The 14,085-nt window shown below is 59.1% G+C and carries 13 protein-coding genes; 7 read left to right on the forward strand and 6 right to left on the reverse strand.

From position 1 onward, the window contains the following. Position 1 precedes the first annotated feature (1 nt). A complete protein-coding gene (locus ACIOWL_RS14515; protein ID WP_400386477.1) occupies positions 2-625 on the forward strand; it encodes a cyclodeaminase/cyclohydrolase family protein in 624 nt (207 codons plus the stop codon). Then, the gene (locus ACIOWL_RS14520; RefSeq protein WP_400386479.1) at positions 622-1,482 is read left to right on the forward strand and encodes a bifunctional 5,10-methylenetetrahydrofolate dehydrogenase/5,10-methenyltetrahydrofolate cyclohydrolase; all 861 of its coding nucleotides are present in this window, start codon (positions 622-624) and stop codon (positions 1,480-1,482) included. The genes ACIOWL_RS14515 and ACIOWL_RS14520 overlap by 4 nt, the downstream gene beginning before the upstream one ends. Before the next feature lie 223 nt (positions 1,483-1,705). Here the strand turns inward: ACIOWL_RS14520 and ACIOWL_RS14525 are convergent, their stop codons facing one another. Continuing rightward, entirely contained in the window at positions 1,706-2,113 is a 408-nt protein-coding gene (locus ACIOWL_RS14525; RefSeq protein WP_400386481.1) for a hypothetical protein, read from the reverse strand. Next, positions 2,110-2,667, reverse strand: a complete 558-nt coding sequence (locus ACIOWL_RS14530) for a nucleotidyltransferase domain-containing protein (protein WP_400386484.1) — start codon at positions 2,665-2,667, stop codon at positions 2,110-2,112. The genes ACIOWL_RS14525 and ACIOWL_RS14530 overlap by 4 nt, the downstream gene beginning before the upstream one ends. A gap of 573 nt (positions 2,668-3,240) precedes the next feature. Between ACIOWL_RS14530 and ACIOWL_RS14535 the strand changes: the two genes are divergently transcribed. Beyond that, entirely contained in the window at positions 3,241-3,891 is a 651-nt protein-coding gene (locus ACIOWL_RS14535; protein ID WP_400386487.1) for a sulfurtransferase, read from the forward strand. A gap of 265 nt (positions 3,892-4,156) precedes the next feature. On the opposite strand, the gene ACIOWL_RS14540 is transcribed toward ACIOWL_RS14535, so the two are convergent. Together ACIOWL_RS14540 and ACIOWL_RS14545 are read right to left on the reverse strand one after the other, a co-directional pair. Beyond that, on the reverse strand, positions 4,157-5,590 hold the full coding sequence (locus ACIOWL_RS14540; protein WP_400386489.1) for a flavin reductase family protein: 1,434 nt from the start codon (positions 5,588-5,590) through the stop codon (positions 4,157-4,159). After that, positions 5,587-6,891, reverse strand: a complete 1,305-nt coding sequence (locus ACIOWL_RS14545; RefSeq protein ID WP_400386492.1) for an SRPBCC family protein — start codon at positions 6,889-6,891, stop codon at positions 5,587-5,589. Before ACIOWL_RS14545 ends, ACIOWL_RS14540 begins: the two co-directional genes overlap by 4 nt. 150 nt (positions 6,892-7,041) lie before the next feature. On the opposite strand from ACIOWL_RS14545, the gene ACIOWL_RS14550 reads away from it, so the two are divergent. The 3 genes from ACIOWL_RS14550 (at position 7,042) to ACIOWL_RS14560 (ending at position 11,449) form a co-directional block, all read left to right on the forward strand. Next, a complete protein-coding gene (locus tag ACIOWL_RS14550) occupies positions 7,042-7,974 on the forward strand; it encodes a LysR substrate-binding domain-containing protein (RefSeq protein WP_400386495.1) in 933 nt (310 codons plus the stop codon). Between the two features lie 129 nt (positions 7,975-8,103). Further along, on the forward strand, positions 8,104-9,318 hold the full coding sequence (gene fdhA, locus ACIOWL_RS14555) for a formaldehyde dehydrogenase, glutathione-independent (protein ID WP_400386498.1): 1,215 nt from the start codon (positions 8,104-8,106) through the stop codon (positions 9,316-9,318). A 259-nt stretch (positions 9,319-9,577) separates the two neighbouring features. Continuing rightward, the gene (locus tag ACIOWL_RS14560) at positions 9,578-11,449 is read left to right on the forward strand and encodes a BCCT family transporter (protein WP_400386500.1); all 1,872 of its coding nucleotides are present in this window, start codon (positions 9,578-9,580) and stop codon (positions 11,447-11,449) included. Positions 11,450-11,642: 193 nt separating this feature from the next. On the opposite strand, the gene ACIOWL_RS14565 is transcribed toward ACIOWL_RS14560, so the two are convergent. Beyond that, entirely contained in the window at positions 11,643-12,398 is a 756-nt protein-coding gene (locus ACIOWL_RS14565; RefSeq protein ID WP_400386502.1) for an amidohydrolase family protein, read from the reverse strand. 127 nt (positions 12,399-12,525) lie between these two features. Then, positions 12,526-13,014, reverse strand: coding sequence for a GNAT family N-acetyltransferase (locus tag ACIOWL_RS14570; RefSeq protein WP_400386504.1), 489 nt, complete (start codon positions 13,012-13,014; stop codon positions 12,526-12,528). Between the two features lie 229 nt (positions 13,015-13,243). Between ACIOWL_RS14570 and ACIOWL_RS14575 the strand changes: the two genes are divergently transcribed. Then, positions 13,244-14,085, forward strand: an 842-nt coding sequence (locus tag ACIOWL_RS14575; protein WP_400386507.1) for a DUF222 domain-containing protein, incomplete at its 3' end; no start/stop codon positions are given.

The following is a 14,085-nucleotide window of genomic DNA, read 5'->3' on the forward strand; positions in this document are numbered from 1 at the left end:
GATGATCGCTCAATCAACCGTTGAGGATTACCTCCAGCGGCTCGCCTCCAGGGAAGCAACTCCTGGGGGCGGGGCCGCCGGCGGATTGCACCTCGCCCAGGGGGCGGCCCTGCTCTCCATGGTCGCCCGTTTCACCAACGGGAAAAAATACGTTCACGTCCAGGAGCGTGCCGAGGACATTGCGCAACAGGCCGACCAGCTGCGTGCTCGTTCCGTAACTCTTGCCGAGCAAGACGCGGTGGTTTTCGCCCAGGTCATCAGCGCCTACCAGCTGCCGCGTGAGGACGAGCGGCAGCGCAGCCTCAGGGCGCAGGAAATCGAGCAGGCAACCATCCGCGCCGCCCAGCCGCAGCTGGAGGCGCTTCAGATCGGCACCCAGGTCATCGAACTGGCGGCGGAACTGGTGCGGTTTGGCAACCGGATGGTGCTCAGCGATGTTGCCGCGGCCGCTGATGCGGCTCGTGCCGGGCTGGGCACCGCGGTGGTGACCATGGAAATTAATGCCCGATCGCTGGCAACCACCGACGTGGTGGAATCTCTGGCCCAGGCGGTCGTTCAAGCCGAAGCGGTCATGGCTCAGGCTGACGAGGTTTCGGCGGAAGTCAGAAAGGTGTTGGCCGCATGAGTGCCCAGTTGCTTCAGGGGCTTCCGGTAGCTCGCGCGCTGCGTGAGAGGACCGCGCAGAATGTGGCCCAACTGCACGGTGACGGTATCGTTCCGCGCGTGGCGGTGGTTGTTGCCACAGACAACGAATCCACCGGATGGTACGTCCGCTCGATTGCCCAGCAGGCGGCCAAGGCTTCGATCCATTGCGATGTGCTGGATCTGGGAGCCCAGGCCGATGCCGCGGAACTGACGGCGGCCTTGCGTGCGCTGGCAGCCGATGACCAGGTTCACGGAATCATCCTGCAGACCCCGCTGCCTGCGGGGGTGGATGCCGCCCAGCTGGTGCGGTTGATTCCTCCGGAGAAAGATGTTGATGGGGCCAATCCACTGAGTTTTGGCCGATTGGCAGCCGGCATGCCGGCCTTTGCCGCCGCCACGGCCCAAGCGGTCATCGAGGTGTTGGACCACTACCGGATTCCCCTGGCGGGGGAGGACGTAGCGGTGATCGGGCGCTCCATGGTGGTGGGCAAACCGTTGGCGCAGCTGCTGCTTCAGCGCGATGCCACGGTGACGCTGTGCCATTCACGCACCTCGGATTTGGCCAACCACACTCGTCGAGCCTCGGTGGTGGTGGTTGCCGCCGGCCGAGCGGGATTGCTGCGGAGTGAACACGTGGGCCTGGGCAGTGTGGTGGTTGACGTTGGAACCAACGTGGATGATCAAGGCAACCTTGTGGGGGATGCGGACGCGGCCAGCGTACAGAGCATCGCCCGGGCGCTGACACCGGTGCCAGGCGGGGTAGGAACTGTCACCACCGCGCTGTTAATGCTGCGCACCACACAATCCGCGCTTGAGCGTAGCGTGGTGCCCGCCTAGATTTCTGGCCGCGCACCCAATCGCTTGCCTCCTTGTTCTTCGGAACCCACCCGCGGCACGCCAGCCGTTGGGGGATTCCATCAAGTGCGAGCAGTGCGCCGGGCAGAACGACCGAAAGACCGTTGTGAACCTTCTTGGGAAGGGGCAGGTTCACAACGGTTTTTCTTTTTGTTGGGTGGCTGAATGGCGCCGATGGTCAAGAGACTGGAATGCCGGGGGCGGGTTACTGCGTAGAGGCCTTGTGCACTATCGCACGTGCGGCCCGCTCTGCCTGGAGCAGCTTGGTATTGCTGATTGGATCGTATCCGTAACCTGCGCGGGTTTTCATGTGCAGTAGGGTCTCCAATGATTTTGAGGCGGCGGAATCCACCGTGGCCAGCAGCCTTACTGAATCTTGATGGTTCTCGCCCTGCGCGTACTTGCCCAGGGAAATGGCGCACAGCGCATCCGCTGCTGCGATCCCTGCGTGCACGTACAGTGTTACCGCGGCGTCGGCGATACTCGCATCGTCCTTGTAGAGTTCCCGAAGGTCATCGGCAGCTTGAAGAAATTGCTGCGCTTTGACGAGTCGGCCCTGCCACTGCATTTTCCCCGCATCCACCGTTTTTCTCTTGTCGTTTCGCGGTGTCATGCCGAATGGCTCTTCTCGCGGACCGTCCGCCGTAGCCAAGCCGGGTCGCCAGCAACATCGATTCCATCTTTGATGATGAAGTCGATGATTGCCGCCGGCTTCACCTCGCCCGCACGGTACAACAATGGCCGAACATCGTTTCCCGTCCAGCGAGCAATTTGGGCCGCGAGGTTACCGGCCAGCTCATCATCCACCCCATCCGGAGTTTCGTCTGGCATGACAACGAAAAGGTCGATGTCGCTGTCCGAACGCATGTCTCCTCGAGCGGCTGAGCCGAAGATTTTCGCCGTGACAGGTTTGATCGGCCAGAGATCAATTGCTCTTTGTATTCGAGAAGTCAGTTCCCCTCTGGTTTCAGAGATTTTCGAGATGACTTCGGCCAAAAGATGGTCTTGGTTCAGCGCGTAGGAGTGGGTTCTGCCCGTTACTTGTTCGAGAACGATCCCCTGTTCCACCAGGCGGCCAAGAGCCTTTCTCACCCCTGCCAGGGAGCCTGCTTCGGGTAGGAGCCGATGGATGGCGGGAATGGTCAGGTATTGTTCGCTTCGTGCCAAGACGGTAAGGACCTGAGAGTCCATACCCGTCGAGCTGAGGACTGCGAACGGGTTCTGTAATCGCACGGGAACCTCCTTCGTTGCTAAGCCTGAAGATGCTGATACACGAAAGTGTACTTGTATGGACTTAAAAGTATCTATATGCACGAAAGTACACTTCTGGACGAGTCCAGGAATGTTTGCGCCGGCAAGGCCTGCTGAGCGCTGAAACTAATCTGGTCTGGATCGACGCGCCAATCATTCCACCGGAAAAGAGTCATCATTGGCGGAAGTTCGGTGAGTGGATCAACCGCGACCCCAACGTCACTCCGTGAGGCAACACAGGCAGGAACGCCAATCCACAATGTCCTGCGCTTAGGAGCCTGCGCCATAGAGCAGGAAGAAAACCCAGTGAAATCGAGTGGAGTCAGACCCGCATGCTTGACCGTGAAGTTTCCGAATGCGCCTTGGAGAAGCTTTTCTGGGCTTGGAATTCTTGAAAGCGTTGGGTGTCGACGACGCGCGGCAGAAAATAATGTCTCATATAACGAGACGATCCTTCTTGAATAACGGACAGATATCTATGCTGGAGTCATGAGTCATTCGCATCGGCAAGCAAATTACCTGGACCCGTTTGTGGATCTTGAATGGGTGCAAGCCAACCGAGATCAAGTGATTATCGCCGACGCACGGTGGTATCTTGACGGTTCCTCCGGCGAAGCCGCCTACCAGAGCGGGCATATACCGGGTGCAGTGTTTGTCGACCTTGATCTTTGGCTTTCTGCACCGTCGGGGCCGGCCGGACTCAACCCATTGCCAGACCCATCAGTGTTTGCGCACGGGATGGGGTTGCTGGGTATTGGAGATGATTCAACGGTGATTGCCTATGATGACGCTGGCGGGGTGATCGCAGCGCGACTCGTGTGGATGCTGCGCTCGATCGGGAAAAGAGCCGCGTTGCTTGACGGTGGGCTGGCTGCATGGCAAGGAACCCTGGAAACGGAAGCTGTCTTGCTGCGGCCGGTCGAGTTTTCGGTGGTACCGTGGCCAACTTCCTTGGTGGTGAGCGCTGACGTCGTTGACCGTTGGGCCGGACCAGTTCTCGATGCACGTAATCCGGACCGGTTTCACGGGAGCCTGCAAGTTTCCAGCGACCCCCAGCCGGGGCATATTCCTGGTGCTGTCAACGTACCTTGTCGTCGTAACGTTGACTCCAATAGTCGATTGCTGCCCGTTGACCAGTAGCGTGAAGCCTTCAGCCGAGCTGGCGTTACGGACGGGGCAGAGGTTATTTCTTATTGCGGGTCAGGTGTTACTGCGTGCCACACCCTGCTGGCCATGGAACACGCGGGCTTAGGTGTTGGGCGGCTTTATCCTGGTGGGTGGTCGGAATATGCGGCGCTTAGCGGCCGGATCGCTGAGGCTTAGAATCGTTCGACATTGGTACACCGCAAACGCAGTCCAGCCCCGCTTCAACACAATGGACGAAGCGGGGCTGAATTTTGCCTAATCAGGCATCGATCACCAGATCGGTTTTTGCCGTCGAGCAGCAGGCTAGGAACTTGCCTGCGTTAACCTCGCGAGCGCGGATTCCTCCTTGGTGGTTCATCTCAATCTCACCTGAGACCTTAACTACCTTGCAGGACCCGCACATCCCTTCCTGACAGTTAGTGGCGATACGCACCCCGGCACTTTTTGCGATCGGAAGGATCTTTTGGTCGGGGTTGATCTTCACCTTTAAGCCGGTCTTGAGGAAAGAGAGCGTCAAGGTTCCCTCGCCGACGGTTTTGAATGCCGAATCATCCACCGGTCCATCGGCATCGGTAGACCCCGAAGCCTCGGTTGGGGTGGAATCCCCGCTCCCGGTCTCGTCGGGGAACGCTCCGCCTTCCGCTACTTCAAGGGGCAGTCCGATTCCCTCTATCGGCCCGTCCTGATCCAGGGCAGGCTCATAGAGCTCCAATTCCACCGGCTGATTCTCAAAGTACTCTTCAGCGGAATCCGCGATTTCCTCGGCAATTTCACCCGCGAGTTCCTCAGCGATCGCAACTTCCTGCTGGTATTCAAGCAGGGTTTTCCGGTCGCCGGAGAAGAACTCCATGTGGATGGAGGTTTCATCGACTCCCACCTGCTTGAGCAGCTCGGCGGCGTTGTTCAGGTATCCTTCCGGCCCGCACGCATAAACTTGGCGTCCATTGGCGTCCGGGGCCACCTGCTCGATCATCTGGCTGGTCAGCCGGCCCAGCATCCATTCCCATTTTTCGGGGACGTTGCGGTCTCCCAGGGACCAAAAAACCTGAATTCTCTCATCCACCGAGGCGAGGTATTCAAGCTCCTTGGCGAATGCAAACTGTCCCGCCTGGGCGCCGTGATACAGCACCACAACATCTGCCTGGCCCGGCAGGCTGTGGATGGTGCGCAGCATGGACATGATTGGTGTGATGCCTGCACCGGCAGCCAAGAACAGGAACCGGGCGCGGCGCTCAACATCTGGAAGGTGGAATGCCCCCACCGGTCCCAGGGCTTCGAGCACCGTGCCAGGCCGCACATTCTCATGAACCCACGGGGAAACCACACCCATCTGGTCGCGTTTCACGCTGATGCTGAATGTCCAAGGCTCGGTGGGAGCGCTGGAAATCGAGTAGCTGCGATCAATCGGATCTTCGTCTTCGCCGTTGACCGGGAAAGCGAAGTTCAGGTATTGCCCCGGACGGAAAGCCAAGGGTGCGCCATCGGTGCGGCGGAAAACAAAGGTCATGATGTCGCCGAGGTCTGGAATGACCTCGACACATTCCGCGGTGAATTCCTGGGGATGCCATGGGCCCAGCGCACGTGCGGCGCCCGCGGCCTGGTCGGTACCGTGCAGCACACGGTTCCATGGCATTTCCAAACCCCGAATGCGTTGAGTCTCCGGGGCCTGAATGCTGACTGTCGTTACGGTCATGCCAGGTGCTCCTGCATACGCTGGACGTACCAGTTGATGAATGCCTCAACCTGGTATTCGCTCTTCATGTAAGGGCCTGGTTCATAGGCGGGGCTTGCGGCGCCGGTCTGGCACAGCTCCACAAAGGCCTTGTCCTGCAGGTTGGTCTGCTTCCAGGTGTGGGTCAGCTTGTCCAAATCGTAGTCGTCGCCTTCCACCGCATCGTCTGCGACGAGCCAGGTGGTGCGCACCAGGGTCTGGCGCTCGTTGATGGGGAAAACTCCGAAGGTGATGACATGGTCGCCGAGGAAGTGGAACCAGCTGTTTGGCTGCAGGTGCATAGAGCAGCGGCCCAAGCGGAAGTCGCGCAGGTCGCCAAGCAGCTTCTTGGACAGGCGGCGTCCGTCGGGAGAGAAGGATTCTCCGTCGCCATCCAGTGGTTCGCGGGAAATACGGATGCCGGCAATGCGGGTGTCCAGCTCTTCAACCACTTCGTAGGGCAGGCCGTAGCGGCGGCAGCGCTCCTCCAGGGATGACTCTGCCTCCTTGTTGCGGTCCCAGACCTCTTCAAGGTGCGGCGGCACCAGTTCATCGGTCAAGCCCCAGGTTGGGAACAACGAACAGGCTAGTTCCGGGTGCCCATCGCAGTGGTAGCACTCGCGGTTGTTTTCCATCACCAGTTTCCAGTTGCCTTCTTCAACGATGTTCTGCTGATAGGCAATCTTGGTACGTGAGAGATCGTGCGGAGCCAGGTAAGGAGTGAAGATCTTGGCGGTCTCGTCGAAATCGGTGGGTGGTTCCTCGGCGACGCAAACAAAAACCAGTCCTGCATACACACGGCTGTGGGCGCGCTTGAGGGCGAAGCAGCTCTTGTCGAAGGAGGTCTCTCCCGGGGCGGAGGCGTGAATCAGCGAACCGTCGGGGGAGTAGGTCCACGAGTGGTAACCGCAGACCATATTTCCGGTTGAGCCGGACTTTTCGGTGAGGACCCGGGCCCCGCGGTGGCGGCAGACATTGTGCAGCACGTTGACGCCGCCGTCATCGGTGCGGGAAACGATCAGGGAGGTCGGTCCGTAATCGATGGTGATGTAATCTCCGGCTTCAGGGATTTCGGCGACGCTGCCGGCATACAGCCAGTGCTGGCCGAAGATCCCTTCCATATCCAGTTTGAAGACCGTCGGATCGGTGTAGAACGGAGCATCCAGGGAGAATCCCAGGCGTCGATTGTCAAAAAGATCCCTGATCTCACTCAGCTGTTGGGCTGGCAGGGTTGAGGCCAACTTTCCTTTGGAAAATCGTGACGCGGGGGTGGAAACAGACATGTCGTTGCTCCTCGGCAAGGTGTGGTGAGAGCCGCTGCTCAGGACGGTCAATCTGGAATTTGGGAGACGAAGGTTATACAGATCACATTAGAACGCGGAAGAATTCATGAAAAGCGCAAATTATTGAGGTTAATCGTGCACAATAACTGCATGATTGATCATCGCCTCATCACCCTGAGAACCTTCGCCAGCTGCGGCACGATTGCCGCCACGGCAGAGCTGACCGGATACTCGCCTTCGGCCATTTCCGCGCAGTTTCGCGAGCTGCAAAAGGAGCTCGGTTTCACCGTCATGGTCCGCGACGGCAGGAGCCTGCGCTTGACCGCCGCCGGGAGGCAGCTCATCCAGGGGACCGACCAGATGCTGGCCGATTGGGAGCGGTTGCGTGCCGCCGCGCTGAATGCCGATGACCAGGTGCAGTCGCATCTGGGTTTGGGAGGATTCTCGACTGCCGCGGCCTACCTGCTCGCACCGCTGACGGCGAATCTGCGCACCACCCAGCCAAATGTTGAAGTAGAGGTGTTTGAAGCCAGCCCGGCACGATGCCTGGACCTGCTGGTTGCCGAGCGAATCGACCTGGCGGTGATCGTCTCCATGCAGGCTGGGCCGAGCGTGGACGATGATGCAAGATTTGAACAGGTGACCCTGCTGGATGATCCGCTGGATGTGGTGGTGCCCGCGGATCATCCGTTGGCGAAAAATCATTCGGTCGCCCTTGAGGCGCTTGCCGGGGAGCCGTGGATTACCGACGCTCCGGGGTCTGTGTACCGGGCATTGTTTGTGGCGGCCTTTACCGCGATCGGCTACACCCCCAAGATTGCCCATGAATCCCTGGAATGGGACACCATGCTGGCCTTCGTGGGCGCCGGGCTCGGTGTTGGATTGATGCCGCGCCTGGCAAGTCTGAGCGGCGGTTTCGGGGTCTCCCGGCTGCGGATCGTGGGGGCGAGTCGGCCGGCGAGAAGGATCGTGGCCGTGGTTCGCAGCGGTTCACGCAATTCACCGCTGATCCGCTCGTCGCTGGACTTCCTGCAGGCCGAGGGCAAGCGGATTTCGGCCGAGCGGCTGGCCGAGGAGTTTTAGCCGCTGCGCCCTCGTCACACAACTGGTGAATTCCGGCGCACCCCTTGACAGGGCCATGTGAGCACCGACACACTATGGGTTGTAGGTGACAAATATCCAACTAATATTTTAGGGCTAGGTGGTTTCCACATGGGCAATAAAGCGGTCAGCTATGCAGGCGCCGGAAAAGTTGAAGTAATTGACACGGCCTATCCGGAGTTTGTGCTCCGGGACGGGCCGGGAGTTCACCCGGACAACATTGGTCGCCAGGTCAACCACGGTGTCATCCTCAAAACCATCGCAACCAACATTTGCGGGTCGGATCAGCACATGGTGCGCGGACGCACCACCGCACCCGAGGGATTGATCCTCGGCCACGAAATCACCGGTGAAGTTGTTGAAGTTGGCCGAGATGTGGAATTCCTCAAGGTCGGGGACATTGTCTCGGTGCCGTTCAACATCTCCTGTGGACGCTGCCGCAACTGCAAGGAAGGCCAGACCGGGATCTGCCTGAACGTCAACCCGGATCGCCCGGGTTCCGCTTATGGCTACGTTGACATGGGTGGTTGGGTCGGCGGCCAGGCTGAGTACGTGTTGGTTCCGTACGCCGACTGGAATGCCCTGAAGTTCCCGGATCGCGACCAGGCCCTGGAGAAAATCCTTGACCTCGCGATGCTCTCAGACATTTTCCCCACCGGTTTCCACGGCGCCATTGGCGCTGGGGTCACCGTCGGATCCACGGTCTACGTCGCTGGCGCCGGACCGGTTGGCCTGGCCGCCGCGACCTCCGCCCAGCTTTTGGGTGCGGCCGTGGTGATCGTGGGGGATCTGAACGCCGATCGTTTGGCGCAGGCCCGCAGCTTCGGGTGCGAGACCGTTGATGTCTCGCTCGGAGATCCAGGCGCGCAGATCGAGCAGATTCTCGGGGTGCCGGAAGTCGACTGCGGCATCGATGCAGTTGGCTTCGAAGCCCGCGGACATGGACATGACGCCGGGGTGGAGCAGCCGGCAACCGTGCTCAACTCGCTGATGGAAATCACCCGAGCCGGTGGCAGCCTGGGCATCCCAGGCCTCTACGTCACCGGAGATCCGGGCGCAACCGACGAAGCGGCCCGTGTTGGTTCGCTGTCGATGCGCTTCGGGCTTGGTTTCGCCAAGTCGCACACCTTCGTAACCGGACAGTGCCCGGTCATGAAGTACAACCGCGGCCTGATGCAGGCAATCCTGAACGACAAGGTCTCGATTGCTAAAAACGTGAATGCCGGAACCATCTCGCTGAATGACGCACCGGCAGGCTACGCGGCCTTCGATGCCGGAGCCGCACAGAAGTTTGTGCTTGATCCGCACGGCATGATCAAGGTCTAATACCCCTGATCCCTGTGGGGAGCCAGGTAGCCGTGAGGTTCGGCTACCTGGCTTGATTCCCTATCTTTCGCCTTTTGCCCTGATCTGCGGCAACGGCACCCAACGCGGCAGCTTCCCTTCCCTGATTTTTTGAGCCTTATGCCGCCAATGCAAGTAATGCAATGTTCAACTACACCCACTCATAGTCGACCGCACGTGCAGCGTGGTCGGCTCAATCCGTGATTCTTTGCTTCCGGATTGGCAGGGAAAGAAGTGCACAATGAAAAAGAGCGACCACACAATTAGAGATCTTGTTGGTGAACTACATGAAGTTCGCCAAAACCGGCCTCGCAAACCGCACGCCTCCGGAACCGATGTGTGGGTTTTCGGAATCGCCGCAGCGGTGGCCGTCGGGTTCATCATCTGGGGCATCGCCACACCAACGGGCCTGGGCAATGCCGCCAGCGCAGCCCTAGACTGGGTCATCACCGACGCCGGATGGCTGTTTGTGATTGCCGCGGCGACCTTCGCAACCTTTGTCCTGATCGTTGCGGCAAAAAGTTTTGGCCGTATCCCGCTGGGCAAGGACGGTGAGAAACCGCAGTTCAGCACGGTCTCCTGGATTTCTATGATGTTCGCGGCCGGTATGGGCATCGGCTTGGTGTTCTACGGTGTGGGAGAACCGCTGTTTTTCTACATGTCCCCTCCGCCGGGCACCGTTGACGGCGAAACTTCAGCCGCGGTCAGCACGGCCATGGGCACCACGCTCTTCCACTGGACACTGTTCCCCTGGGCCATGTACGCAATTGTCGGACTGGGAATGGCCTATGGCAGCTACCGGTTGGGGCGCCCGCAGCTGTTTTCCTCCATGTTCTCCTCGATCTTCGGGGAACGTGTCACCAATGGTTGGGGTGGCCGTGTCATCAACATCCTGGCCATCTTGGCCACGCTGTTCGGCTCGGCCTGTTCGCTGGGTCTGGGCGCGCTGCAGATTGGTGGCGGCATTGAATCCACCGGTGTGATTGGAAACGTCGGCACCGGAATACTTGTTGTGATCATCGCGATCCTGACCACCCTGTTTGTGGCCTCCGCGATCTCCGGGATCGAACGCGGCATCCAGTGGCTGTCCAACATCAACATGGTGCTGGCCGTTGTCATTGCGCTGATCGTTTTTATCGGCGGACCAACACTGTTCATTTTGAACTTGATCCCGAACGCCATCGGTTCATTCATCGGCGATCTGCCGATGATGGCTTCGCGAACCGCGGCCGGAGATGAGACCATGGCCAGCTGGCTGTCCTCGTGGACCGTCTTCTACTGGGCCTGGTGGATTTCATGGTCGCCATTTGTTGGAATGTTTATGGCTCGTATTTCGCGTGGTCGCACCATCCGGCAGTTCATCACCGGTGTGCTCTTGGTACCTTCCAGCGTGACACTGCTGTGGTTCTCGATCTTCGGTGGCGGAGCCATTGGAATCCAGGAACGGGCTACCCAAGCCGGCGACGTCGGGGCGCAGCTGGTCCAGATGGTTGACGGTGCGCCGGATATGGACTTCGACGGGGTGTTGTTCGACCTGCTCGGCTCTTTGCCGCTGCCAGGCTGGATCGCCGTGGTGCTGTCCGTAGTCATGGTGTTGTTGATTGCGATCTTCTTTGTCACCGGCGCGGATTCGGCCTCGATTGTGATGGGTGCGTTGAGCGAACGCGGTGCTGAAGACCCAACCAAAAAGTCCGTGATCTTCTGGGGTGTCGCCACCGGTGTGGTGGCTGCGGTGATGTTGTTGGCCGGTGGCAGCGATCCGTCGGCGGCGCTGAATGGGCTGAAAAATATCACCATCGTCTCCGCACTGCCGTTTGTCTTGGTAATGCTGCTCTTGTGTGTGGCAATTTGGAAGGACCTGAGCCGGGATCCATTGATCCTGCAAGATCGAGTTGCCCGCGAGGTCCTTGAACAGACCATCGTTCAAGGCCTGGATCGACACGACGGCTGTGAATTCAGCCTGATGACTCAGGAAGTGCCTGTGGTGGCGCCACGACGGGAGCCGGTTCAGGTGCAAGACCAAGCAGACGGAGAGCTAGAAGAACTACTCTCTGCCTCCGAGAACCCGGTGGGGGATATCGGAACCGAGCCGGTGCAGGACCCTCAGCGCTAGCGTCGAGAGACTGTGCATAACCCAACCGCCCCGCGGCGTTTACGATCCTAGTTGGATGGCAAACCCCGCGGGGCGGTTGTGTTGCTCGTTGTTCATGGCCACGGGCTCCAGTTGGAGTGATTCTGGCGGTGTACTTCTTTAGTGGTTGCGGGCTGTCGACGTCAACACCGGAGCCGAACTGAGGGTATCGCTGTTACCGGCCGAGATAGAACGCGGCGGCATTTCCCCAAAACACTGCGCTTGCCTGCTCCGGAGTCAGCGACTGATGGATGATGCCGAAGTCTTCATCTCGAAACGGCCTTCGTGCCCTTGTCGAAGGCAAATCTGTTCCAACCATCAGCGCCGTTGGGTCTACACTCACGATTGTCTTGACAGCCGAAGCCGGATCGAGGTCAATACGCCCAAAGCCCGTAGCCTTGACCTTCACACCCTGTTCGACCAAACGCAGTAGATTGGTGAAACCGTCCTCATGCATTCCGAGATGGTCAATGCTGGCGGCCGGCAGGGCCGCGATCCGCTGTGCAAGAGTCTCGTCAATTGTCCGGCTGTCGATGTACAGCTCAGCGTGCCACCCAGCGAGGTCGTGGACACGGTTGGCGAGTCGTTCCAGGTCGTCGAGATCGGCTGAACCGCCACGCGCGATGTTGAAACGTACGGCACGCACGCCTGCCTCGTGGAGCTCAAGAATTTGCTGGTCACTGGTGTGGTTCGGAATCTGCGTGACACCGACGTACGTCGGGCCCAGCGCCTTCAGCGCTTCAACAAGGTAGCCTTGATCAAATGCCTGAAACGATCCGGACACAACGGCGCCACCGGCAATTCCCAAACCCTGGATGCGTTTTTGATAATCCGCGACGGTAAACGGAGCCGGCATGAAGCCGTTGTTTTCCACCAGTGGGTGGCTGGGGTCGATGATGTGCAGGTGGGTGTCGAATACCGGTTGGGTCAAGGGTCGGTTCCTTTGGATTGCGGGCGATTTTTAGATTCTAATCATGGCGTGAAATGGCGGCGCGACATGAAAACGTCGGCTGGGCAGCTGCCCCAAGAATGTTCTGGGGATTTTTGCTCAAGCAGGCCTAGATGACCAGTTTGAATCCTGTGTGAGAAGGGGAGAATCCGAGGCGTTCGTAAAATCGGTGCGCGTCGTCTCTGGCGTTATCACTGGTCAGCTGAACCAGGCGTGCGCCACGACGGGAACCTTCAGCGATCGCCCATTTCAACATGGCTGTTCCTAGTCCGTTGCCACGATTCCGCTCATCGACCCGGACCGCTTCAATGTTGAGTCTGGTCGCGCCAGCACGTGTCAGTCCCGGGATCAGGGTCAGCTGCATGGTTCCCACCACGCAGTCGACCTTGTCAATCACCACTATGAGGATCTGCGCCGGATCGGTATCGATCGTTCTGAAGGCTTTGAGGTAATGGTGCGGATCAATGGTTCCACTGGCTGTTTCACGCTGCCGTATGGGGTCATTGGCCAACAACTCGAGGATCGCTGCAAGGTCCGATTCGACTGCCCTGCGGAGCGAAAACTTCTTGTCTGACAGTGTGAAGGTTTCTAAAGCCATGATTCATTTTTGCATGCTCTGTGAGCCTTGAGCCTGTCTGGGGCCGGTTTCAATTTCTCAGCACTGCAGCGCAGGGCATGAGCTAATCTGCTGCCACCACGCAGACTGCGGACCACGACCAAAACCGTGAAACGAGCGATCTCCAACCACCCGGCCCTAACCCTAGACGATCCGCATTTTCGATATTCAAACCCTACTATTCCCAGCAACACCGGCGTATAATAAAAGTATGTTCGAAGATTGGGTTTGTGATCCGAAGTATTTCGAAGACACTCCGCCGGAGGGTTGGAGCTTCGCAACAGCACCACGCCTCGATCCATTGGACGCCGCCTTCATCAACCAGGCGCTAGATTCAACCGAAGCCTGCGACTGCGTCACCGTCATTGAACAAGCCGAACGAAATCAGGCCTTCTGGTCCTCCATTCAAGCCCGGGCCGCGGCACGCATCGACGCACTCACCGGCTGCACCCTGGATGACCACCCTGCGGATAAGGAACGTGGCACCGCGCATCTCATTGCCATCGCCCGCCGCCGGTCGCAAAGCGGATCCATCGCGTACCTGCACTGCATGCGAAACCTCATCCCGGATATGCCCTACCTGTTTTCACGATTTGAAGCCGGCGACGTCAGCGAAGCGCTGGTCCTTGCCATCATGGGTCCACTCGAAGACTTACCCGCAGAAGAACGACAGGTTTTCGATCGGATGTACCGGGACGCTCCGTCCATGTTTGAGTCGATGTCCACGAAAGCCGCCCGTGACTTCTCGCAGAAGTTTGTGGACACCAATCACAGCGAAGAACAGAGCTTCCGCATGGAAAAGAAAGCCCGCGATCGTTTTGTCCATATTCGCCCGGGCAAGGACTGCATGCTGATCAACGGCCGGCTCCCCATTGAAGTGGGACTCGCCCTGAAACACGAATTGGAATCCCAGGCTAATGCGGCGAAAGCCGCTGGTGATACCCGCACCCTGGAGCAGCTGAAAGCTGATGCCTTGGTCAGTACCGCCACCGGGGCCCCGCTGGATCGACCGTTCCCCGCCAAACTGCACATTAACCTGGTCATGACCGATAA

This window comes from Glutamicibacter sp. NPDC087344 (genome assembly GCF_044744225.1).
Lineage (GTDB): Bacteria > Actinomycetota > Actinomycetes > Actinomycetales > Micrococcaceae > Glutamicibacter.

Bases quoted from the DNA above. Each gene is read 5' to 3' on its own strand.
- ACIOWL_RS14515 (WP_400386477.1), top strand. From the start codon at position 2: ATGATCGCTCAATCAACCGTTGAGGATTACCTCCAGCGGCTCGCCTCC.
- ACIOWL_RS14520 (WP_400386479.1), top strand. From the start codon at position 622: ATGAGTGCCCAGTTGCTTCAGGGGCTTCCGGTAGCTCGCGCGCTGCGT.
- ACIOWL_RS14525 (WP_400386481.1), bottom strand. From the start codon at position 2,113: ATGACACCGCGAAACGACAAGAGAAAAACGGTGGATGCGGGGAAAATG.
- ACIOWL_RS14535 (WP_400386487.1), top strand. From the start codon at position 3,241: ATGAGTCATTCGCATCGGCAAGCAAATTACCTGGACCCGTTTGTGGAT.
- ACIOWL_RS14540 (WP_400386489.1), bottom strand. From the start codon at position 5,590: ATGACCGTAACGACAGTCAGCATTCAGGCCCCGGAGACTCAACGCATT.
- ACIOWL_RS14545 (WP_400386492.1), bottom strand. From the start codon at position 6,891: ATGTCTGTTTCCACCCCCGCGTCACGATTTTCCAAAGGAAAGTTGGCC.
- ACIOWL_RS14550 (WP_400386495.1), top strand. From the start codon at position 7,042: ATGATTGATCATCGCCTCATCACCCTGAGAACCTTCGCCAGCTGCGGC.
- fdhA (WP_400386498.1), top strand. From the start codon at position 8,104: ATGGGCAATAAAGCGGTCAGCTATGCAGGCGCCGGAAAAGTTGAAGTA.
- ACIOWL_RS14560 (WP_400386500.1), top strand. From the start codon at position 9,578: ATGAAAAAGAGCGACCACACAATTAGAGATCTTGTTGGTGAACTACAT.
- ACIOWL_RS14570 (WP_400386504.1), bottom strand. From the start codon at position 13,014: ATGGCTTTAGAAACCTTCACACTGTCAGACAAGAAGTTTTCGCTCCGC.